The organism is Streptomyces pacificus, from assembly GCF_011766325.1.
Taxonomy (GTDB): domain Bacteria; phylum Actinomycetota; class Actinomycetes; order Streptomycetales; family Streptomycetaceae; genus Streptomyces; species Streptomyces pacificus.
In genome coordinates, this window is the sequence record NZ_BLLG01000011.1 from 95,168 (window position 1) to 115,666 (window position 20,499).

Here is a 20,499-nt window from a genome sequence, read left to right on the forward strand (position 1 = left end):
CCGAGCCGCAGGATGGGGGCATGCCGACCTCTCCTACCGGCCGCCCCGCCGGCCCTGATCCCGGCGGCGACGGCCGGGAAACCGGCACCGCCGACCCCCCGAAGGCATCCGTCCCGCACCGGAGCGCTGCCGCCCCGGGCCGGGACGGCGACGCGCCGAGCACTCCCGGCGCCGCCGGCGCCGGGAGCCCCGAACGCCGCAGCGTTGCCGCGCGGCGCGCCGGGACCCTGCTCGCCGCCGCCGTCGCCACCACGCTCCTGATCACCGCCGGCTGCGCGGACGGCGACGGCGGAGGCGGGAACGGGGTGCAGCGCGACCGGGACCTCACGGGCCAGAGCCTCGACTGGGAGCCGTGCCCCGCGCCCTCGGAGGCCGAGGGCGGGGGAACCGCGCCCTCACCGCTGCCCGGCGGCACCACGTGGGAGTGCTCCTTCATGGAGGTGCCGCGCGACTGGGCCGAGCCCGACGGCGAGACCATCGAGCTGGCACTCATCCGGGCGAAGGCCCGCGACCAGGCCAACCGGATCGGCTCCCTGGTCTTCAACTTCGGCGGCCCCGGCGGCTCCGGCGTCAGCACCCTGCCCGCGGCGGCGGCGGACTTCGAGCGGCTGCGCGCCCGCTACGACCTGGTGAGCTTCGACCCGCGGGGGGTCGGCCGCAGCCAGCCCGTGGAGTGCCTCGACGACCAGGAGCTGGACGAGTACTACGCCCAGGACGCCACCCCGGACGACAGCGCCGAGGAGAAGGCGTACAGCGAGAATCTGAGGCGGTACGGCTCGGCCTGCGAGGAGAACTCGGGGCCTGACCTGCCCTATGTCGGCACCGCCAACGCCGCGCGGGACATGGATCTGATGCGCCGGGTCCTCGGTGACGACAAGCTCCACTACTTCGGCATCTCCTACGGAACCGAGCTCGGCGGCGTCTACGCCCACCTCTTCCCGGAGAACGTGGGACGAGCGGTGTTCGACGCCGTCGTCGACCCGACCAGCACCGCGGTGCAGGGCTCGCTGGCACAGGCCAGGGGATTCCAGCTGGCGTTCACCAACTTCGCCGAGGACTGCGTCGCGCGGGGAGACGCGTGCCAGCTGCCGGGCAGCACCCCCGAGGAGATCCAGCAGTTCGTCATCGATCTCCAGAACCGGCTGGAGAAGCGGCCGATCCCCGGCATCGGCGACCGTGAACTCACCCAGACCCAGGCGACCAACGGCATCGCCCAGGCCCTGTACTCCAAGGAGTACTGGCCCCTGCTCGAGCAGGGGATCGACGAGGCGGACGGCGGCGACGGCTCCCTGCTGCTCGCGCTGTCCGACGCGATGAACGGGCGCAACCGGGAAGGGCGTTACAGCAACATCCAGGCGGCGAACGCCGCGATCAACTGCGTCGACTTCAAGGAGCGGTACTCCCTGGACGAGACCAAGGCGCGGCTCCCCGAGTTCCGCGAGGCGTCCCCGGTCTTCGGCGACTACCTCGGCTGGGGTCTGATGGGCTGCAAGCACTGGCCGGTGCCGGGGCAGTGGGAGACCCCCGACGTCAGCGCGCCCGGCGCGGCCCCGATCGTCGTCATCGGCAACACCGGTGACCCGGCGACCCCGTACGAGGGTGCCAGGGCCATGGCCGAGGCGCTCGGCGAGGGGGTCGGGGTCGAGGTGACGTACGAGGGCCAGGGCCACGGTGCCTACAACAGCGGCGACACGTGCGTGGCGGAAGCGGTGGACCAGTACCTGCTGGAGGGCCGGGTACCGGCACCCGGCACCGTCTGCCGCTGACGGCCGGCCGGGCCGTGTCCGGGCCGGCGTCCGTCGGCCCCCGCGGGCAGGGACCGACGGACGGTCGACGAAGCGGCTCTCACCACACGCGCTAGTAGACCGGCTTCTGCGGCTCGATCTGGTTGACCCAGCCGATCACGCCTCCGCCGACGTGCACGGCGTCGGCGAAACCGGCCGACTTGAGCACCGCGAGGACTTCCGCACTGCGGACGCCCGTCTTGCAGTGCAGGACGATCTTCTTGTCCTGCGGCAGGTCCTGGAGGGCACCGCCCATCAGGAACTCGTTCTTCGGGACCAGGCGCGCCCCGGGAATCGAGACGATCTCGTACTCGTTCGGCTCGCGGACGTCGATGATGTCGATGCTCTCGCCCTCGTCGATCCACTCCTTGAGCTGCTTCGGAGTGATCGTGGAACCGAGCGCCGCCTCCTGCGCCTCCTCGGACACCACGCCGCAGAACGCCTCGTAGTCGATGAGTTCCGTGACGGTCGGGTTCTCGCCGCAGACCGCGCAGTCGGGGTCCTTGCGGACCTTCACCTGGCGGTACTGCATCTCCAGTGCGTCGTAGACCATCAGCCGGCCGACCAGCGGCTCCCCGATACCGGCGAGCAGCTTGATCGCCTCGTTGACCTGGATGGAGCCGATGGAGGCGCAGAGCACGCCCAGCACGCCTCCCTCGGCGCAGGAGGGCACCATGCCGGGGGGCGGGGGCTCCGGGTAGAGGCAGCGGTAGCAAGGGCCGTGCTCGGACCAGAACACCGAGGCCTGGCCGTCGAAGCGGTAGATCGACCCCCACACGTAGGGCTTGCCGAGCAGCACGCAGGCGTCGTTCACCAGGTACCGGGTGGCGAAGTTGTCCGTGCCGTCGACGATGAGGTCGTACCCGCTGAAGATGTCCATCACGTTGTCGGCCTCGAGCCGCTCCTCGTGGAGGACCACGTTCACGTACGGGTTGATGCCCTTGACGCTGTCACGGGCGGACTCCGCCTTGGAACGGCCGATGTCCGACTGGCTGTGGATGATCTGACGCTGCAGGTTCGACTCGTCGACCTCGTCGAACTCCACGATGCCGAGCGTGCCGACACCGGCCGCCGCCAGGTACATCAGCGCAGGCGAGCCGAGACCGCCGGCACCCACACACAGCACCCTTGCGTTCTTCAGCCGCTTCTGCCCGTCCATCCCCACATCGGGGATGATCAGGTGGCGAGAGTACCTGCGGACCTCGTCTACGGTGAGCTCGGCGGCCGGCTCGACCAGGGGTGGCAGCGACACGGGGACTCCGTCGTTGGTGGTTGCGTCGTCAGTACGGTTGCTCTCGCTGCAACACTGCCACGCGCCCTCTCATTCCGAGACACCCGGTCCGATCCGCGAGACGATTTCGTCCCAGTAGCCGGGCAGCGAGTCGAAGGCCCCGTCCCGGCCCCGTCTCGGGCCCCAGCGGTCGGTGAAGAAGATCGTTCCGGCTCCTTGCCAGCGGGCGATCCTCATGGCTTCGTCCAGATGCGTCCGGGGCACCCCGTGCACGAGATGGACGAAGCGCTCCGGCGGATGGTCGGCCGTCCACTCCGCCACCTGCGACCAGCGGTAGTCGGTCCAGGCGCCGCGGAAGGTGACGAGTTGGTCGGCGGCCTCCGTGTATCCGGGGTGGGGGTGCGCACCATGGCCCAGCACGATGTGCCCACCGTCGAGAACGGCCTCCAGGGTGGCCGTGGTACGGCGCACCCGGGAGAGGTCGGCCGGTCCGGCCGGGCAGCGGTCCAGCAGGAACCCGCCGACGCGGTACCAGTCGAGGTAGCGATGGGCGTCGGAGAGGATCTCACTGAACATCCGGTCGCCGTGGGCGAGGTCGATGCGGCCCAGCACCCGGACCCCGGCGTTGGTGAGCCGGCCTGCCGCCTCCAGGCAGTGGGGGTCGGGTCTGCTGCCCGGCCCGTCCGCGACGTCCAGGACGGTCCAGTGCAGCGGGGTGCCCGGTCGGGTCAGCTCGGCCCATTCGGCCGGGGCTACCAGGGGGTGGGCGTAGCCCGGGACGCCGAGGCCGATCCGGTCGGCGCCCGTGGCGGAGAGTGCGCGTTCCGTGCTGATCAGATGCGGCATGCCGCCTCCATCCAGATGTCCGCGAGGGACTCCTCGAGGTTGATCCGCGGCCGCCAGCCCAGCCGGTCGCGGGCGGTTCGCACATCCGCCTGCTGCCAGCTGCCGCAGCCGTCGGGATAGGGGTAGGGCGTGCTGCCCAGCTGTTCCGGGACGGGCTCCGGGCCCCGTGGAGCACCGATCACGGGATGACCGGGGCGTGGGGGCGGGCCGTCCAGCTCGTGCAGCGTCCCCGTGTACCCGGCGACCCTGGCGAGCACGGCTGCGGCGTCGCGCAGCCGCACGGAGCGGCCCGTTCCGATGTTGACGACGCCCTGTGCGGCGGAGAGCGAGGCGGCGTGCACGGCGCGCGCCACGTCCCGCACGTCGACGAGGTCCCGCTGGATGCCGAGGCCGCTCAGCTTCAGCTCGGCGTCGCCGGACTGCATGGCGCGGCGCATGGCCTCGGCCAGCCGGCCGAGCGGCGAGCCGGCCGGGGTGCCGGGGCCGACCGGGGAGAAGACCCGGAGGACGATGGCGTCGAGTCCGGATCCGAGTACCAGCTCGGTCGCGGCGAGCTTGGACACCCCGTAGGGCCCTCCGGGGCGCGGCACGGCGTCCTCCGCGGTCGAGGAACCGGGCTGCGAGGGCCCGTACTCGGCCGCGCAGCCGAGCTGGACGAACCGGGCGTCGCAGCGGCTGCGGCGCATGGCCTCGCAGACGGTGGCGACGGCCACCGTGTTGTGCCGGGTGAGGTCGCGGGCGCCGCCGCGGGTGGCGCCCGCGCAGTTGATCACGACTCCCGGGTGGACGGCGTCCAGGAACCGGGTGAGTGCTCCCGGGCTGCCGCCCGCGAGGTCGAACCGTACGTCGGCGTCGTCGCCGCGCCCCAGCGCGGTCAGGTGCACGGCCGGGTCGGCGACGAGCCGGTCGGCGACGAACCGGCCGAGGAATCCGTTTGCTCCGAGCAGCAGCACCCTCATCGCGCGGCTCCTCGGGGCCGACGGGCCGGTGCTGGGTGGTGCGGGGTCATCGTCGTCTGTCTCCTCGGTGGATGGTGCGGTGGTGGGATACGCCCGCGGCGTCGGCTCCGCGGGAGCAGTGGGGCGTGTGGGCCCCGTGTGAGGGGTGTGCTGTCGGGTGCGGGCGGTGCGGGCGGTGCTGTCGGGTGCGGGCGGTGCTGTCGGGTGCGGGTCGAGTGGTTCACATGGGGGCTACGTGGGGCTACGTGGTGTGGGCAGAGGCCCTCGAGAGGGCCGCGCTCGCGTGGACGAGCAGCCCCAGGGCGGCCGCGCCGCACACGAGAGCGGGGACGGCCGCGGCACCCCAGGTACGCACCGCCGCCTCGACGGGTCGGGCGAGGAAACCGCACCCGGGAAGGCGGCCGCCGAGAATGGCCGCCGGTGCCAGGGCCTCGCCGGCACAGGCGAACGCGAGACCGGTCACCGCCGCCTGCGGGTAGCCGTGCACGGTCAGCAGCCGGGCGAGGAAGAGCAGCAGACCGAGGGCGATGGCCGGGGCGATCACCACGGGCACCAGCAGGGACGTCAGCAGGAGCAGGGCGATAAGGGCGCCGGTGTGGAGGGCGACGCAGCCCAGCAGCAGGGGCCGGGTGCCCGCGGCGAACTCCTCGAGCCCTCTGCTGCCGCCGAGCCCGCGCCGCGCCCGGGCGGAGAACAATCGAGCGACCCAGGCGGCAGGAGCCACGGCGAGGGCGAGGCCGACGAGCGGGCCGGGCGCGACCGGCCAGGGTCCGAGGGGGCCGCCGGCGACCAGCTCGGCCAGCAGGCCGTCGCCGAGGAGCGAGTACGCCGCGAGCCAGCACACCAGATAGGGCGTCACCCGCCTGGCGCGCCCAGGGGCGCGCAGGGGCCCGCGCCGCAGACTCCAGCCGAGCGCGACGGCCAGCGCGACGGCTCCGGCCGCCCCCGCTCCCAGCCGGGCTCCGCCGTCGGTGAAGCGGAGCCCGGCCGCGGTGGCGACCGCGACGGCCCCCGGCGCCATCGCCGACACCAGGTGCGCCGGGCGTGCGGCGGCTGCCTCATCCGCCTGGGGCTGCGCAGCCTCCTCGCCCCGCGGGACCCTGGCGTAGAGCTCCTCCGCGAGGGAGAAGACATCGCGGTGCCGGAAGCGTGCGGCGGTCCTGTCGGTGACGCCGTGGGCCTCCAGGCCGGCGGCGATCTCCAGCGGGTCCACGGCGCGCTCGCACAGTTCCCGGTGGCGGTGCAGCAGGGCTCTCACCGGGTCGGCGGGCCCGCGCCGGCCGTCCCGGGCCCGAGCGGCCGCACCGGCAGCACCGGCAGCACCGACAGCACCGGCCGCCGCCGCGTCCTCACTCGCCGCACGCTCCTTCGGGCCTGTGCCACGATCCGCTGCAACGGCGATCCGCCCCGGGGAGTCGACACCGGCAGCGCCACCCGGACCACCCGGGCCACCCGGGCCACCCGGGCCACCCGGGCCACCGACCACGACAGCACGCTCAGCGGCGTCGGCACAAGCGGTGCCCCCCGGGCCGTCGGCACCGGGGGCCTGCTCCGGGTCACCGGCCGGTGGGACCTGGCGGTGTCCCGAGCCGGAGCCGGACTGCCCTGCGGTGGCCGCTGGGCCGGCGGAGGTGAGGTCGGTGGGCTCAGGCATCGGGCCCTCCTGGCGCGGCCGCGGTGGTGAGGGAAGCGGTGGTGTCCGGAGCGGAGTCCGCCCAGCTGGGGCGGCTGCGGCCACCGGTCAGGCGACCGGGGGCATGGGCCTCCGCCGGGGTGGCGAAGGGGACCGGCGCACCGTCGCCGTCCACGGTGTCCGAGAGGCGGTGGACCGGGCTGTGGGAGATGAGCTCCAGGTAGATGCCGCGGAAAGCGGCGACGTTCTGTTCGACGGTGAAGAGTTCGAGTGCCCGCGAACGGGCCGCGGCACCGAGCCGTTCCCGGCGTTCGGGGTCGCGCAGCAGTGCCAGGCAGGCGTCGGCGAGAGCCCGGGGGTTGCGAGGGGGGACCACGAGCCCCGTGCCACCGATGACCTCGACGACGGCGCCTACGTCGGTGGACACGGTCGCCCGGCCGCAGAACATCGCCTCGACCAGGCTGATCGGGAAGCCCTCGACGACGCTCGACAGGACGATCACCGCTCCGGCGGCGTAGGCGTCCGTGAGGTCGGGGGCCTTCGGGCCTCCTATCTCCTCGAACGAGACGGGGTTCTCGCCGACGGTGTGGGCGTCCGCGGCCTCGTCGGGGAAGAGCTGCGCGGCCAGGGTTCTGCAGTGCGCGAGGTAGCGGCCGGAGTCAGGTCCCGTGACGGGGGGGCCGATGACCCTCAGCCGCGTTCCCGGTTCCTCCCGGTGCACCTTCGCAAAGGCGTGGAGCAGCGCTATGAGGTCCTTGGCCGGCTCGATCCTGCCCACCCAGACGAGGGTGTGCGGGTCGCCGGAGTCGTTCCCCTCCCCCACCGCGGTGAAGCGCTCGGCGTCCATGCCGGGGTAGACGGTGCGCAGTCGGGCGGGGTCGGCCCCGCATCTCTCCTGCCAGCGCCTGGTGTGGGTGTTTCCGGGGGTGATCACGGACGCCTGCCGGTAGACCTCCGAGGCGAGGCAGCCGTGGAAGGCGCCGAGCAGAGCGCGGACGGGTGCGGCGAGGTGCGCGCCGTAGGCCGCGAGATAGTGGGCGCGCAGTGGTACGCCGTACTCGGTTACCAGCAGGGGGGTCCCGAAGAAGCGTTTGGCCAGCAGCCCGGGAAGGGCCGCGGTGCCGCCGGACGCGGCATGGCAGAGATCGGCCGCGCCGAGGGAGTCGTCCCCGTACCAGTCGAGCGAGAGCGGGCGGAGGGCGCGCTCTATCTCGTCGGTGAAGGCGAGGTAGTCCGGTACCGCCGCGGCGTGCACGGCACGGCGCGCGCCGCGAGCACGGCAGGCGGATTCCATGGTGCGCACGGCGACTTCGGAGCGCAGTGCCGCGTGCAGACCGCCGCGTTCCCGGGCGAGGCCGGCGAGGCCGTACAGCCCCTCGGCGAACGCCCCGGGGTCGCCGTCGGAGCACACGGCGGCGGCGAGGGAGGCGAAGTGGGCGGCGAAGAGGCGCCGTTCACGGCGACCGTAGGTGCGGCCGTCGTCCTCGGGCGCCCATATCGGCGCCGTCCGCACCCGCGTGACATGGCGCGGCAGCTCCATCCAGCCCTGGTCCTCCTGATGGGCGGAGCGGCTGAGTGCGTAGACGTCGAAGTCGTGCTGCGGGAGCCCGCGCACGAGCCGCTCGCACCAGAGCCTGGACTGACCCGTCGCATACGGATAGCCACCTTCCGTGAGCAACCCGATCCGCACGAGCGCACCCCCGATCTCCTGTGTGGGCGGGCGCCTTCCGTCCGGCGTCCCGCAGCGCCAAAAACCTATGCGCAGTTGTCGGTGGCGCGACGGACGGTTGTCCATCGCGCCACCGGAAGGGGTGAATGCACGTGACTTTCCCGCTCTCGTAGCGTTTGGTGGCGCTACACGCGGCTGCCGTCAACTGCCGTCGGGGGCTCGGCACGATCCCGGCACGCCCTCTCTCCACGCGCTGCCACGGGCTCCGGCCGGACGGCGGGGAGCGCGTACGAGTGCAGCGCCCGGGCGCTGCGGTCCCGGTCCCCCGCGCGGCTCGCCGGCCCTCGGCGGCCCGGCGCCGAAGGCGGTGTCACCCGCGCGACCGCCGCCGGGCGGCGCGCCCGGCGCGATCAGCCCCCCGGATGCACCCAGGGGTTGGGCCGGCAGGTGATCCCGCCGATGTCCAGCGACTTCGTCTGCTGCTGCATCACGGGGGCCAGGGCGCCGGAGGTGCGGCAGTTCACATGGCCGTGGCCGAGACGGTGGCCGACCTCGTGGTTGATGAGCATCTGGCGGTACGACAGCATCGCCCCGGCGCCGTACGTCTCGGCGCCCCGGGCCCAGCGGTACGCGTTGATCATCACGCGCTCGGTGGAGGCGGAGTCGCAGGAGACGTTGTCGACGGTGGTGTCGAGACCCGACTTGGCGCACCAGACCGCGGTGGTGCCCGGGCTCGCGAGGGTGATGACGAACTCGGGCTCTCCCGAGGAGATCCGCTCGAAGCTCATGGCACCGCCGTGCGCCCAGCTGCGCTCGTCGTTGAGGGTCTGCTGGACGGCGTCCGCGAAGAGCGCCCCGTCCAGGCCCAGTCCCTGCTCGACATCCACCCGGTAGCGGACCTTCCGGCCTTCGCCGGGCGCCTGGTCGAGCCCCGGGACCGCGTCGAACTTCCCCGGACCCTTGAGTTCGGGGTCGAACGGGAACTGCCGGGCCATCAGCTGCGCGTACGCGGGCGGCGCCGGGGCGGACGGTGTCGCCTGCCCCGTCGGCCGCGCACGCTGGTCGGAGCGGGACGTCTCGTCCTCGGTGACCCGCTCGGAGCCCTCGGCGGCCTCGGGGGCGGCGGCGCCGGTCCCCTGGTCGCCGACCTGTCCGGCGACCACGACCGCGAGGACCGTCGTCACGGCGGCGGCCGCGACGCCCGTGACCGTGCGGCCGCGGGCGGGTCTGGAGAGGGGCTCGTCGCCCCCGGGTTCGATCCCCGCGCCCTGGGCGCGGTCGCCGGGCGGCGGCGGGTCGAATGCCTCGACGAACTCCCGGCGCGGGCCCGGGATACGGGCACCCGCGCCGATCGGCGGGCGCGGGGCGCCGGGTGGGGATGCCGGTGCATGCCCGGTCTCGGCTGCCGCCCGCCCGGACACGGCGGCGGGGGGCTCTCCCGGCCGCCGTTCACCGGTGGCGGCCGTGCGGTCGCGCGGGACGCCCTGCCAGTCCCCGTACCGCCCGCCGGCCGCGGGCCCGACCCGGCCACCGCCCGTCTCGTCCTGCTGCGGGTGGCCACCGCGCACCTGCGGTACGCCGTGCGCCGGTGTTCCACCGGCCGCCGGGCCGGAGTGCTCCGACACCGGCCCCGGCCGCCTGCGCCGCCCGGGGCCGGCGGCCGGACCCCGGGCGTCCGCAGCGCCGCCGGGGGTGGTGTCGGCGGCCTCGGGTGCGGGGCCCTTGCGGCTGTGTCGTCCCACGCCCCGGATCAGCTCCTCGTGCTGTCGTCGAGCAGTTGCCGTACGGCCGCTGCGACCGTCTCCGGATACTCCATCATGGCGACATGGCCCGCGTCCGGGAGGGTCAGCAGCCGCGAGTCGCGGAAGGCGGCGCTCGCCCGGCGCGCCATGCGGTAGGAGACCAACTGGTCCCGGCAGCCGTAGACCAGCAGCGTCGGCGCGAGCACCCGCTCCGCCTGGCGCCACAGCCCATGGCGCCCCCCTAGCGTGTACGCGTCAACCAGACCGCGCGCGGTACGGGCCATGGCGTCCCAGAAGTAGGGGAGTTCCAGCCTGCGCTCCATCTCCTCGACGGCGTGCAGCAGAGCCTCGTCCGTCACCCGGCCCGGGTCCCCGTAGCAGAGAGCCGTCGCCCCCCGCACCCTCGCCTCGGGTGTCCAGTCCCGCGTCAGCCTCTGGACCAGCGAGGCCGCACCGGGCAGGCCGAGCGCCGCGGTGGGCCAAGCACTGCGCTGGGCACGGAGTTCGGGCAGCGCGGGCGAGATCAGGGTGAGGGTGGTCACCAGGTCGGGGCGGACCGCCGCGACCCGGGTGGCGACCGCGCCGCCCAGCGAGTTGCCGAGCAGATGGACGGGGCCGGGGCCGGGGCCGCGGCCGGGGCCGCCTGCGTCGAGCAGCCGGATCACCGCACGGGCATGGGCGGTGATCGAGTAGTCGCCGTCGCCGGGCGGCGGGGAGTCCCCAAAGCCGGGCAGATCGACGGCCTCGCCGTCGACCGCGTCCTCCAGCGCGCCCATCAGCTGCGTCCAGTTCTGCGACGAGCCGCCGAGTCCGTGGACGAAGAGCGCCGGGGGCAGCCCGGGGGCGGCCGGCGGCCGGCTCCGCACCGTGAGCGTCAGCCCGGGGAGCGCCACGGAGCGGAGTTCCTCCCCCTGGGCGACCCGCACGGCACGCGTCCGCCCGGCCGGATCGACGGCGCGGATTCCCGGCGGCTCGGTCGAAGACATGGGGGCAATGTTACGAGACGATCACGCGGCGGAACCTGTGTTCGGCGTCACACACCGCATAGCGTCCGGCCGGGCATGCTCCTAGGCTCGATCCAGGGGAGCCGTCTCCGGGCTGACGCCGTAGCGGAAGAGAAACAAGAGAAACAAGACGAAGAGCGGGAACAGCGGGAACAGCGGGAACCGGAGAACAACGGAAGGAAGCAGAGACTCGACACGGGACGGCAGGAGTAGGCGGCGAGTAGGCACGAGTAGGTCGGGAGAAGGTCAGGAGAAGGTCAGGAGAAGACAGAGGAAAGCGGCAGCAAGCGGCGGGAAACGGCGGAAAATGGAGGAGAGCGAAGGAAAGCGGAGGAAAACGAAGGAAGGGGGATCGACCCAGATGGCTGCCGACCCGACGGACCCCGGCGCCCTCACGGCGAAGGGCGACCAGGGGACACCGAACGAACGCGGAGGGCCGGAAGGGCTTCCCGAGGGGCTCCCCGAGGAGACGCCCGAGGCCGACGCCGCCGAGCAGCACACCGAGGTGCGCCCGGCCGACGACGAGCCGCTCACGCGCATCGACCCGGCCGACGCCAACGAGGCAGACGCTCTGGAGCAGGCCAGGGTGGTGACCCTGGACGAGGACGACTACCGCTGATCTGTTCGTCTTCTTCGAGCCACCGCCTATCGTGGGCGTCCGGTCCGTGAAATTCTGCGCCCGCAGCGCGCACACCGCGGTTACCCGAAAGTACGATGGCGGGCGTGAGCGCACAGCGCACGCACGGGACACTGTGCTTGTGACATCGAACGTGGGAGGCGGCGTGACAGCCATCGAGCAGACAGAGGCGGCGCGCCCGCGAGGCACCCGCCTGCCGCGCCGTGCCCGACGCAACCAGCTCCTCGGCGCGGCCCAGGAGGTCTTCGTCGCCCAGGGGTACCACTCGGCGGCGATGGACGACATCGCGGAGCGGGCCGGTGTCAGCAAGCCGGTTCTGTACCAGCACTTCCCCGGGAAGCTGGAGCTCTATCTGGCGCTGCTGGACCAGCACTGCGAGTCGCTGCTGCAGGCCGTGCGCGGCGCCCTGGCGTCGACGACGGACAACAAGCAGCGGGTCGCCGCCACGATGGACGCGTACTTCGCGTATGTCGAGGACGAGGGCGGCGCGTTCCGGCTGGTCTTCGAGTCGGACCTGACGAACGACCCGGCCGTGCGCGAGCGGGTGGAGCGGGTGTCGCTGCAGTGCGCGGAGGCCATCTGCGAAGTGATCGCCGAGGACACCGGCCTGTCGCGGGAGGAGTCGATGCTGCTGGCCGTCGGGCTCGGCGGGGTCTCCCAGGTGGTCGCCCGCTACTGGCTCTCCAGCAGCTCGGGCATCCCGCGCGGCACCGCGGTGCAGCTGCTGACGTCGCTCGCCTGGCGCGGTATCGCCGGCTTCCCGCTCCACTCGGCCGAGAGCCACGGCAACGGCCAGTGACCGCCCGGCCCCCGCTGTTCGCTGCGGGCGTGTACGGCCGGGCGGTGCGATGTCGCCTCACCGGGCTAATGTGTGCTGCGTAAGGCGCGGTTGACCGCGCATCGCTGACCGTTCGGAGGGACTTAGCCGTGGAGGTCAAGATCGGCGTGCAGCACGCGCCCCGGGAGATCGTTCTGGAGAGCGGTCAGAGTGCGGAGGAGGTCGAGCAGGCGGTCGCCGACGCTCTGGCCGGCAAGGCGCAACTGCTCAGCCTGACCGACGACAAGGGACGCAAGGTGCTGGTACCTGCCGACCGGATCGCCTACATCGAGATCGGGGAGCCGGCCACGCGCCGCGTGGGCTTCGGCGCGCTGTAGACGTGTAGAGGCATCTGGCGAGGGCAGCTCCGCCCCGCCCCCGGGCCGGGGGCCTACGGCGTCCGGTGCGATGCGATCGCGCGGGGGCCGTCCTCGTTCCGGACGTGCCCGGATGACTCCGACGGCACGGCGGGAAGCTCCTTCGCCTCCCGGCAGGGTTCTGGCGCCCCGGCTGCCGGGCACCCGGGGCGGGGAGCTTTCGCCGGCTGCCCTGGTGCCGCGACCGGCGGTGTCAGCCCGGCAGGGCGGAACCCGCCGGTCGCGGCACCAGGGGCACCGGCTGCCGGAGGGGCCCGGTGGGTGACGCTGTCGCCTACCGGGCCCCTCCGCGTGTCCGCCGCCACATCGGCCGAGGCCGATGTGTCAGGCGGTGATCGGGTGGAACCCAGGGTTGTTCGCCGTCCGGTCCGGGTAGGACGGGCTACGACCGTATCCGCCGCCCGCCCGCCCGTGAGGTGATCCGTGGTGATCCTGGAGGCTCTCGGCTCCGTCCTGCTCGGCCTCGCGCTTTCCTGGGCGGCTCTGCGGCGGCTTGCCGACCGGCTCCCCACCCAGCGGGTGGTGTACCCGGCGGGCATCCTCGGCGCCCTGTTCGGCGCCTATCTGACGCACACGGCCCTCGGCACCGGCCATCTGCCGGGCACCCTCCTCGGCGCCGTGCTCGTGGCAGCCGTGTCACTCTCGCTGCTCATCCGGCCGGGACCGCCAGGGCTGCGCCGGTCAGCCGCCGCCTGAGTCACGCAGCCGCGGGCCGGATCCGCTGCCCGCGGCCTCTCCCCACAGGCTGCGACAGGAGACGACGGCTCAAGGGCGCGGCCGGAAGCCGGGCAGGGCGTCGTGACCGGAAGCCGCGGCAGGAGACCTACGAGGCGAGCCCCAGCGCCGCCATCCGCTTCGTGTGCGCCTTGGTGATCCGGGTGAACATCTCACCGACCGCCGCCAGGTCGAACCCGTCCGCCACCCCGCCCACGAGCATCGTGGACAGTGCGTCGCGCTCCGCGACGACCCGCTGGGCCTGGGACAGCGCCTCGCCCATCAGCCGGCGCGCCCACAGTGCGAGCCTGCCGCCGACCCGCGGGTCCGCGTCGATCGCGGCGCGGACCTTTTCCACGGCGAAGTTGCCGTGACCGGTGTCGTCGAGTACCGCGAGCACCAGGCCGCGAGTGTCGGAGTCCAGCCGTGCGGCCACCTCGCGGTAGAAGTCGCTCGCGATCGAGTCGCCGACATACGCCTTGACCAGGCCCTCCAGCCAGTCGGATGGGGCGGTCTGGCGGTGGAACCCGTCCAGTGCCGCCGCGAACGGCTCCATGGCCTCCGTGGGCTCGGTCTCGATCGCGGCCAGTCTGTCGCGGAGCCGCTCGAAGTGGTGGAACTCGGCGGAGGCCATCTTCGCCAGCTCGGCCTTGTCGGCCAGCGTCGGTGCCAGCTTGGCGTCCTCGGCGAGCCGCTCGAAGGCCGCCAGCTCGCCGTAGGCGAGCGCGCCCAGCAGGTCCACGACCGCGGCGCGGTACTGGGGGTCGGCGGAGGCCGCGGCCCAGTCCTGGGCGGCGATGCCGGTCGGTTTTTCGGCCGCGTCGGCGGCCGGCGCGGTGGCGTTGTCAGGCGTCTCCATGAAGCGCACAATAGCCCGCCGCCGTCAACGAGGAAGGGCCTGGTCAGCCCCGTCCCGACACGGCTCCCGTGAATGCGGCCAACACAGATGCGCGAATCCGGGGTACAGTGGTATTAAGCCTGCCGGACAATTCGGCGGGCCCTCTGAATGAGGATGCCCGGTCGGTGGCCCGATCGGCTCCGACCTGACAGCCCTCTGTGCGCATTCCGCCACATGAGGGGCCCTCAGCGGCACGAGCGCTCGAGCGACGGCAGTGGTCCCGCGCCTTCCGGCCAATCCACGGCCGGCACCCGTACCCAGGTGCGGTAGGACCCCAGCGTTCGCCTCGCGCCGCGTCTCACAGAAGAGGCAACACCCTGACTACGCAGGCCAAGACTTTCCGAGAGCTCGGGATCCTCACCGAGACCGCCGAGGCCCTGGAGGCCGTCGGCATCACCACGCCGTTCCCCATCCAGGAGATGACCCTTCCGGTCGCACTCTCCGGCTCCGACGTCATCGGCCAGGCCAAGACCGGCACGGGCAAGACGCTGGGCTTCGGCCTTCCGCTGCTGGAGCGGGTCACCGTGCCCGCGGACGTGGAGGCGGGCCGGGCGAGGTCCGGTGAGCTGACCGAAGCACCGCAGGCGCTCGTGGTCGTTCCCACCCGCGAACTGTGCACTCAGGTCACCAACGACCTGCTCACGGCCGGCAAGGTGCGCAACGTCCGGGTCACCGCGATCTACGGCGGCCGCGCCTACGAGCCCCAGGTCGAGGCTCTGAAGAAGGGGGTCGACGTCGTCGTCGGCACGCCCGGCCGGCTGCTCGACCTCGCTGGACAGAAGAAGCTGAACCTCTCGCACGTCAAGGCGCTCGTTCTCGACGAGGCGGACGAGATGCTCGACCTGGGCTTCCTGCCCGACGTGGAGAAGATCATCCAGCTGCTGCCGGTGCGACGGCAGACCATGCTGTTCTCGGCGACCATGCCGGGCGCGGTGATCGGTCTCGCGCGCCGCTACATGTCCCAGCCCACCCACATCCGCGCGACCGCACCGGACGACCAGGGCGCGACCGTCGCGAACATCACCCAGCGCGTGTACCGGGCTCACTCCCTGGACAAGCCGGAGCTGGTCGCCCGCATGCTGCAGGCCGAGGACCGGGGCCTGGCAATGATCTTCTGCCGTACGAAGCGCACGGCGGCGGACATCGCCGACCAGCTGGCCCGGCGGGGCTTCGCCTCCGGAGCGGTCCACGGCGATCTGGGCCAGGGCGCGCGCGAGCAGGCGCTGCGCGCCTTCCGCAATGGCAAGGTCGACGTGCTGGTGTGCACCGATGTCGCGGCACGCGGCATCGACGTCGAGGGCGTCACGCATGTGATCAACTACCAGACCCCGGAGGACGAGAAGACGTACCTCCACCGCATCGGCCGCACCGGCCGGGCGGGCGCGAGCGGTACCGCCGTGACGCTGGTGGACTGGGACGACATCCCGCGCTGGCAGCTGATCAACAAGGCGCTGGATCTGGATTTCAACGACCCGGCCGAGACCTACTCCACCTCTGCGCACCTGTTCGAGGAGCTGGGCATCCCGGCGGGCACCAAGGGCGTCCTGCCGCGTGCCGAGCGCACCCGCGCCGGTCTGGCGGCCGAGGAACTGGAGGACCTGGGCGAGCCGGGCGGCCGCGGGGCGCGCGGGAGGGCCGGCGACCGCTCCGAGCCCCCTGCCCGTACCCGCACCCCGCGTCAGCGGCGCCGCACCCGCGGTGGCGCCGAGGTGGAGGCGCAGACGGCCGTGACCGGTGCCCCGGCCGCCCCGGCGGCCGGGGACACGGCGGAAGGGACGGCGGCGGAGACGGTGGAGGCGCCGCGCACCCCGCGCCGGCGCCGGCGGACCCGGGTGGGTACGGGCACCGAGACGGCCGAGGCGGCGGTCGCCGGGACCACCGCCGAGGAACCCGTCGCACCGCGGCGCCGCCGCACCCGCACCAGGGCCGCCGCCGGAACCACCACCGAGGCACCCACCGAGCAGGCGCCCACCACCCCCACCACCACCGAGGAGCCGGCCGCACCGCGGCGCCGCCGCACCCGCGCCCGCGCCAAGGCCGTCCAGCCGGAGGCCTGAGCCGTTCGCGCCGGGCCCGCCCCGGTCCCCGGGGCGGGCCCTCGGCCGTGCGACGGCGACCCGCCTGAGGTCACGGGCCTGACGCGCCGGTAACCTCGTCCGCATGAGCCGGCCACCCACCTTCAGCCCGCCCGCCTGCGCCCGCGCCTACGCGCTGCGCACCAGCCGCGGGGAGTTCGCCGTGCTGGACGCCGAGCCGGGCGGGGGTGTCCGCGGCCGCAGGGGGACCGCGCTGCTGCTGCCCGGGTACACCGGCAGCAAGGAGGACTTCATCGCGCTGCTGGAGCCGATCTCCGCGGCCGGATTCCGGGCCGTCGCCGTCGACGGACGCGGCCAGTACGAGACCGAAGGCCCCGACGACGAGTCCGCCTACGCGCAGCCCGAGCTGGCGCGGGACGTGCTCGCGCAGGCGGAGGCGATCGGCGACGCGCCGGTGCACCTCGTCGGGCATTCCCTGGGCGGCCAGATCGCCCGGGCCGCCGTGCTCCTCGACCGGCGCCCGTTCCGGACCCTGACGCTGATGTCGTCCGGCCCTGCGCGCATCTCCCCCGCCCAGCAGCACAAGGTCAGGCTGCTGAACGACGCACTGGCGGTGATGGACATGAGCGAGCTGTGGGAGGCCATGCGCGCCCTCGACCCGCCGGAGGAGGCGGCCACCGACGGCGAGCGGCTGCGTCGCCGATGGCTGCGTCACCGGCCCGCCCAGCTGCGGGCCACCGGCAGACAGCTCACCGTGGAACCGGACCGGGTCGACGAGCTCGCCGCCGCGGGGCCGCTGCCCGTGCATGTGCTGTCGGGCGAGCGGGACGACACCTGGCCGGTGCCGCTGCTCGACGAGATGGCCGCGCGACTCGGCGCGGCCAGGACGGTGATCGAGGGAGCCGAGCATTCGCCGAACACGGACCGCCCGGCGCCGACCGCCGAGGCCCTGGTGGACTTCTGGTCCCGGCACTGACGGTCCTGCCCCCGCAGACCCGGCCCGCGGGGCTGCTGCGGCCGGGGTGCCCCCGCCCGGCCGGGTGACGGGCCCCCTCGGGTCCGCTGCGGGGCTGCGGGCCCTTTGCGGGCCTGAGAGCCGCCGCTGCGGCCTCAGAACCGGTCCTGCAGGTGCTCCCAGAAGCCGTCCCGCAGCGCCCGCCGCAGATGGGCATAGCCCCGCAGGGAGTGCTTCAGCAGCTTCTCCGCCTCATTGAGCAGGTCCTGGTCGACGGGGCCGGGCAGATAGGGGTGGCCGGGCAGCAGGGCGCCCAGCGGATCCCGGCCGCGTTCGGCCAGCCAGGTGGCGGCTATCTGCGCGCCCACGAAGCGCACATCGTCCCGGGGCGGGGGCGGGCTGTCGTCCTCGTATGTCGTGACGGGCCGGCGCGTGACGTACGGCCGGCAGAAGTCGAGGTCGAAGGTCCGCTGGCTGTCGACCTCCCAGAGCAGGGGTTCGGCCTGGTTGCGGCCCTCGGCCGCCTCTATGCCCCACAGATGGACCCGGGCGCCGTAACCCTGGGCCGCCTCCACCGCCGAGACGAGGTCCTCGTCCCCGCCGACGAGCGCCGCGTCGCTGATCGCCCGGTGCCGGGCGAGGGATTCCAGGTCGCCGCGTATCAGGGAGTCGACACCCTTCTGCTGGTTGTTGGCGTTGAGGTTGCCGAGACGCACCTTGACGTCGGGCAGTTCGGCTATGGCCTGCTGCTCGGCCGTGTGGATGCGGCGCCGCGCGCCGTCGTACCAGTAGACGCGGAGCAGCCTGCTGTCCGCGAAGATCGTGCGGGCCTTGTCGATGAACGCCTCGATGAGCCCTTCGGCGTCGAGGTCGAACGAGCGCCGGTCCTCGGTACCCGCCACCAGCAATCCGGCCGCAGCATAGGCATAACCGGCGTCGACGAAGATGGCGTGCGTGGACGGGGTCTTGGCGACCTCGGCGATCATGCGCTGGAGCAGCTCGTTGGTGCGCTCCAGGCGGGCGCTCATCTCGGAAAGCTCAGAGTCGTTCATGACGACCCCATTGTGAGCGGGCCGGGGACCGTCCGCCAGTAGTTAGTCATTCGAAAAATTTCTTTAGCGTAGGGAATGTTTGTAGTTGGCATCCCGTTGTGAGGTGCATACACAGGGACGGCCAGAGGGGAGTTTTCATGCGCTTCGAAATCATGCGGCTCGACGATGCCGACGGAACCGCGGTGGACAGCACCATCGTGGACGCCGCTTCCGTGGGCCGGATGGTGCAGCAGGCCGCCGCGATCGGCCAGCGCGTCTACATCCGGCCGGCGGGGAGCCCGGCTTCGTAACGCGTTCCGGCACCGGACGCCACGGCGTCAGGAGCCCTGGATCACCTGGGTCACCCCGTTGACGATCTGCTGCACGGCGATTGCCGAGAGCATCATGCCAGCCAGCCTGGTGACCAGCACCACACCGCCCTCCTTGATCAAGCGGATGATCAGCAGTGAGTGGCGCATGGTCAGCCAGAGGACGGCATGCATCGCGGCGATCGCGGCCCAGACCGAGACCTGCTCGGCGGCACCGCCGGCCTCCTGCACCGCGAGAATGACCGAGACGATCGCTCCCGGCCCTGCGAGCAGCGGCATGCCCAGCGGTACGAGCGCCACGTTGACGTCCTTGGTCTGCTTGGGTTCATCGGTCTTCCCGGTGAGCAGATCGAGTGCGATGAGCAGCAGGAGCAGCCCGCCCGCGATCATCAGTGCGGGCACCGAGACATGGAGGTAGTCGAGGATCTGCCGGCCGAGGATCCCGAAGACGGTGATCACGCCGAAGGCCACGGCCACCGCCTGCCACGCCATCCGGCGCTGGACCTTGGCGGGCCGACCGGACGTGAGGGCCAGGAAGATCGGGGTGATCCCGGGGGGATCCATGATCACGAACAGGGTGAGGAACAGGGAGCCGAAGACGGTGGAGTCGAACACGTTGAGGCCTTGCGGGTGTGGGGCAGACAGGGATGCCGGAGAGCCGGGGACGAGCGAGGGGGCGGCGCCGCGGGGTCCGTCTGCACACGGGCACACGGGCCGCCGCGGACAAGCCGCCGCGGACGAGGGGCACACGTACGGGAGGCACAGCGGCCGGGACCGGGGCCGGGGCTGGGACCGGCGGGCGGCCCCGTGCTTCCGGGCCGGCGGCGGACGGGGAGGGGCGGTCAGACCCGGCGGCCGGGTGCTCCACCCGTGCCCGGGACCGGGAACGCACCGGTGGCACGGCGGATGATCTCGCCGTAGACCTCGGGGTCGGTGGTGAAATCGCCGAGCCGGCAGGTCTTGTGGCTGCCGTGGTAGTCACTGGAGCCGGTGGCGAGCAGGCCGAGTTCCGCGGCCAGTCCGCGCAGCCTGGCCCGCGCCGGCTCGTCGTGGTCCATGTGGTCCACCTCGATGCCGTCCAGGCCCGCCGCGGCCAGCCGGGCGACGACGTCCTCCGAGACGACCTCGCCGCGCCGCACGGCGAGCGGGTGGGCGAAGACCGTGACCCCGCCGGCCGCCTTCACCAGGCGGACGGCCTCGAACGGGTCGAGTTCGTGCTTCCCGACATAGGCCCGGCCGCCGTCGGCGAGCCAGTCGGGGGTGAAGGCCGCGGACACGTCCGGGACGACGCCGAGCTCGACCATGGCGGCTGCGACATGCGGCCTGCCCACCGAGCCGTCGCCGGCCTTCCGGGAGACCTGCTCCCAGGTCATCGGCACACCCAGTGCCCGGAGTTTGCCGACCATGGCACGGGCGCGCGGCACCCGGTCGTCGCGCACCAGCTCGCGCTCGCGCGCCAGCTCGGGCTCCTCGGGATCGAAGAGGTACGCCAGCATGTGGAGGCCCACGCCTCCGGTGCGGCAGGAGAGTTCCGCGCCGGTGACGAGGGTCAGGCCCTCGGGCAGCGCGGCGATCGCCTCGGCGTGACCGCCCACGGTGTCGTGGTCGGTGAGCGCCACGACGTCGAGTCCCGCGACGGCCGCGCGGCGGACGAGTTCCGCCGGGGTGTCCGTACCGTCGGAGGCCGTGGAGTGGGTGTGCAGGTCGATGCGCACGACGCGGGACTCCAGGGCTCGGGGGCGGACGGGGCGACGCTCCATCGTAGCCGGGGCACGGACACCGCCCCGGCCGGCCCGTCACGTGAAAACCGTCACGGGACGAACGCGCCGCACGGCCC

Annotated in this window: 19 protein-coding genes; 8 read left to right on the forward strand and 11 right to left on the reverse strand. The window is 73.1% G+C overall.

The features are described 5' to 3' along the window. Positions 1-20 precede the first annotated feature (20 nt). The gene (locus SCWH03_RS18770) at positions 21-1,766 is read left to right on the forward strand and encodes an alpha/beta hydrolase (RefSeq protein WP_254076850.1); all 1,746 of its coding nucleotides are present in this window, start codon (positions 21-23) and stop codon (positions 1,764-1,766) included. 91 nt (positions 1,767-1,857) lie between these two features. Here SCWH03_RS18770 and moeZ read toward each other — a convergent pair whose 3' ends face one another. The 7 genes from moeZ to SCWH03_RS18805 all read right to left on the reverse strand — a co-directional run bounded on the left by moeZ (position 1,858) and on the right by SCWH03_RS18805 (position 10,850). Continuing rightward, entirely contained in the window at positions 1,858-3,036 is a 1,179-nt protein-coding gene (gene moeZ, locus SCWH03_RS18775; protein ID WP_173265421.1) for an adenylyltransferase/sulfurtransferase MoeZ, read from the reverse strand. A 69-nt stretch (positions 3,037-3,105) separates the two neighbouring features. Next, a complete protein-coding gene (locus SCWH03_RS18780; RefSeq protein ID WP_173265422.1) occupies positions 3,106-3,861 on the reverse strand; it encodes a spherulation-specific family 4 protein in 756 nt (251 codons plus the stop codon). Continuing rightward, positions 3,849-4,820: an NAD-dependent epimerase/dehydratase family protein gene (locus tag SCWH03_RS18785; protein ID WP_173265423.1), complete on the reverse strand. Its 972-nt coding sequence runs from the start codon at positions 4,818-4,820 to the stop codon at positions 3,849-3,851. The genes SCWH03_RS18780 and SCWH03_RS18785 overlap by 13 nt, the downstream gene beginning before the upstream one ends. Before the next feature lie 241 nt (positions 4,821-5,061). Beyond that, positions 5,062-6,474, reverse strand: a complete 1,413-nt coding sequence (locus SCWH03_RS18790; protein ID WP_371872720.1) for a hypothetical protein — start codon at positions 6,472-6,474, stop codon at positions 5,062-5,064. Beyond that, positions 6,467-8,143 carry a GT4 family glycosyltransferase PelF gene (gene pelF, locus SCWH03_RS18795; protein ID WP_173265424.1) on the reverse strand — a complete coding sequence of 559 codons (1,677 nt, stop codon included), beginning with the start codon at positions 8,141-8,143 and terminating at the stop codon, positions 6,467-6,469. Before pelF ends, SCWH03_RS18790 begins: the two co-directional genes overlap by 8 nt. Before the next feature lie 389 nt (positions 8,144-8,532). After that, positions 8,533-9,864 (reverse strand): DUF3152 domain-containing protein, encoded by a 1,332-nt coding sequence (locus SCWH03_RS18800; RefSeq protein ID WP_173265425.1) that lies wholly within the window; start codon positions 9,862-9,864, stop codon positions 8,533-8,535. A gap of 8 nt (positions 9,865-9,872) precedes the next feature. Continuing rightward, positions 9,873-10,850, reverse strand: a complete 978-nt coding sequence (locus tag SCWH03_RS18805; protein ID WP_173265426.1) for an alpha/beta fold hydrolase — start codon at positions 10,848-10,850, stop codon at positions 9,873-9,875. Between the two features lie 379 nt (positions 10,851-11,229). Between SCWH03_RS18805 and SCWH03_RS18810 the strand changes: the two genes are divergently transcribed. From SCWH03_RS18810 to SCWH03_RS18825, 4 genes are all read left to right on the forward strand, one after another. After that, positions 11,230-11,487 (forward strand): Rv3202a family protein, encoded by a 258-nt coding sequence (locus SCWH03_RS18810; RefSeq protein ID WP_173265427.1) that lies wholly within the window; start codon positions 11,230-11,232, stop codon positions 11,485-11,487. A gap of 163 nt (positions 11,488-11,650) precedes the next feature. Continuing rightward, complete coding sequence (locus SCWH03_RS18815; RefSeq protein ID WP_173265428.1) at positions 11,651-12,304, forward strand: TetR/AcrR family transcriptional regulator; 654 nt, start codon at positions 11,651-11,653, stop codon at positions 12,302-12,304. Positions 12,305-12,432: 128 nt separating this feature from the next. After that, a complete protein-coding gene (locus SCWH03_RS18820) occupies positions 12,433-12,660 on the forward strand; it encodes a DUF3107 domain-containing protein (RefSeq protein ID WP_173265429.1) in 228 nt (75 codons plus the stop codon). Positions 12,661-13,125: 465 nt separating this feature from the next. After that, on the forward strand, positions 13,126-13,395 hold the full coding sequence (locus SCWH03_RS18825; RefSeq protein WP_173265430.1) for a hypothetical protein: 270 nt from the start codon (positions 13,126-13,128) through the stop codon (positions 13,393-13,395). 127 nt (positions 13,396-13,522) lie between these two features. Here the strand turns inward: SCWH03_RS18825 and SCWH03_RS18830 are convergent, their stop codons facing one another. Next, positions 13,523-14,272: a ferritin-like fold-containing protein gene (locus SCWH03_RS18830; RefSeq protein ID WP_173265431.1), complete on the reverse strand. Its 750-nt coding sequence runs from the start codon at positions 14,270-14,272 to the stop codon at positions 13,523-13,525. A 458-nt stretch (positions 14,273-14,730) separates the two neighbouring features. Between SCWH03_RS18830 and SCWH03_RS18835 the strand changes: the two genes are divergently transcribed. Further along, positions 14,731-16,368: a DEAD/DEAH box helicase gene (locus SCWH03_RS18835; protein ID WP_173265432.1), complete on the forward strand. Its 1,638-nt coding sequence runs from the start codon at positions 14,731-14,733 to the stop codon at positions 16,366-16,368. A 103-nt stretch (positions 16,369-16,471) separates the two neighbouring features. Beyond that, positions 16,472-17,323 carry an alpha/beta fold hydrolase gene (locus SCWH03_RS18840; RefSeq protein ID WP_173265433.1) on the forward strand — a complete coding sequence of 284 codons (852 nt, stop codon included), beginning with the start codon at positions 16,472-16,474 and terminating at the stop codon, positions 17,321-17,323. A 134-nt stretch (positions 17,324-17,457) separates the two neighbouring features. Here SCWH03_RS18840 and SCWH03_RS18845 read toward each other — a convergent pair whose 3' ends face one another. Beyond that, positions 17,458-18,354, reverse strand: coding sequence for an NYN domain-containing protein (locus SCWH03_RS18845; protein ID WP_173265434.1), 897 nt, complete (start codon positions 18,352-18,354; stop codon positions 17,458-17,460). Positions 18,355-18,491: 137 nt separating this feature from the next. Between SCWH03_RS18845 and SCWH03_RS18850 the strand changes: the two genes are divergently transcribed. Further along, the gene (locus SCWH03_RS18850) at positions 18,492-18,644 is read left to right on the forward strand and encodes a DUF8834 family protein (RefSeq protein WP_173265435.1); all 153 of its coding nucleotides are present in this window, start codon (positions 18,492-18,494) and stop codon (positions 18,642-18,644) included. A 27-nt stretch (positions 18,645-18,671) separates the two neighbouring features. On the opposite strand, the gene SCWH03_RS18855 is transcribed toward SCWH03_RS18850, so the two are convergent. Next, the gene (locus SCWH03_RS18855) at positions 18,672-19,277 is read right to left on the reverse strand and encodes a MarC family protein (protein WP_173265436.1); all 606 of its coding nucleotides are present in this window, start codon (positions 19,275-19,277) and stop codon (positions 18,672-18,674) included. 227 nt (positions 19,278-19,504) lie between these two features. Continuing rightward, positions 19,505-20,377: a PHP domain-containing protein gene (locus tag SCWH03_RS18860; protein WP_173265509.1), complete on the reverse strand. Its 873-nt coding sequence runs from the start codon at positions 20,375-20,377 to the stop codon at positions 19,505-19,507. Positions 20,378-20,499 lie beyond the last annotated feature (122 nt).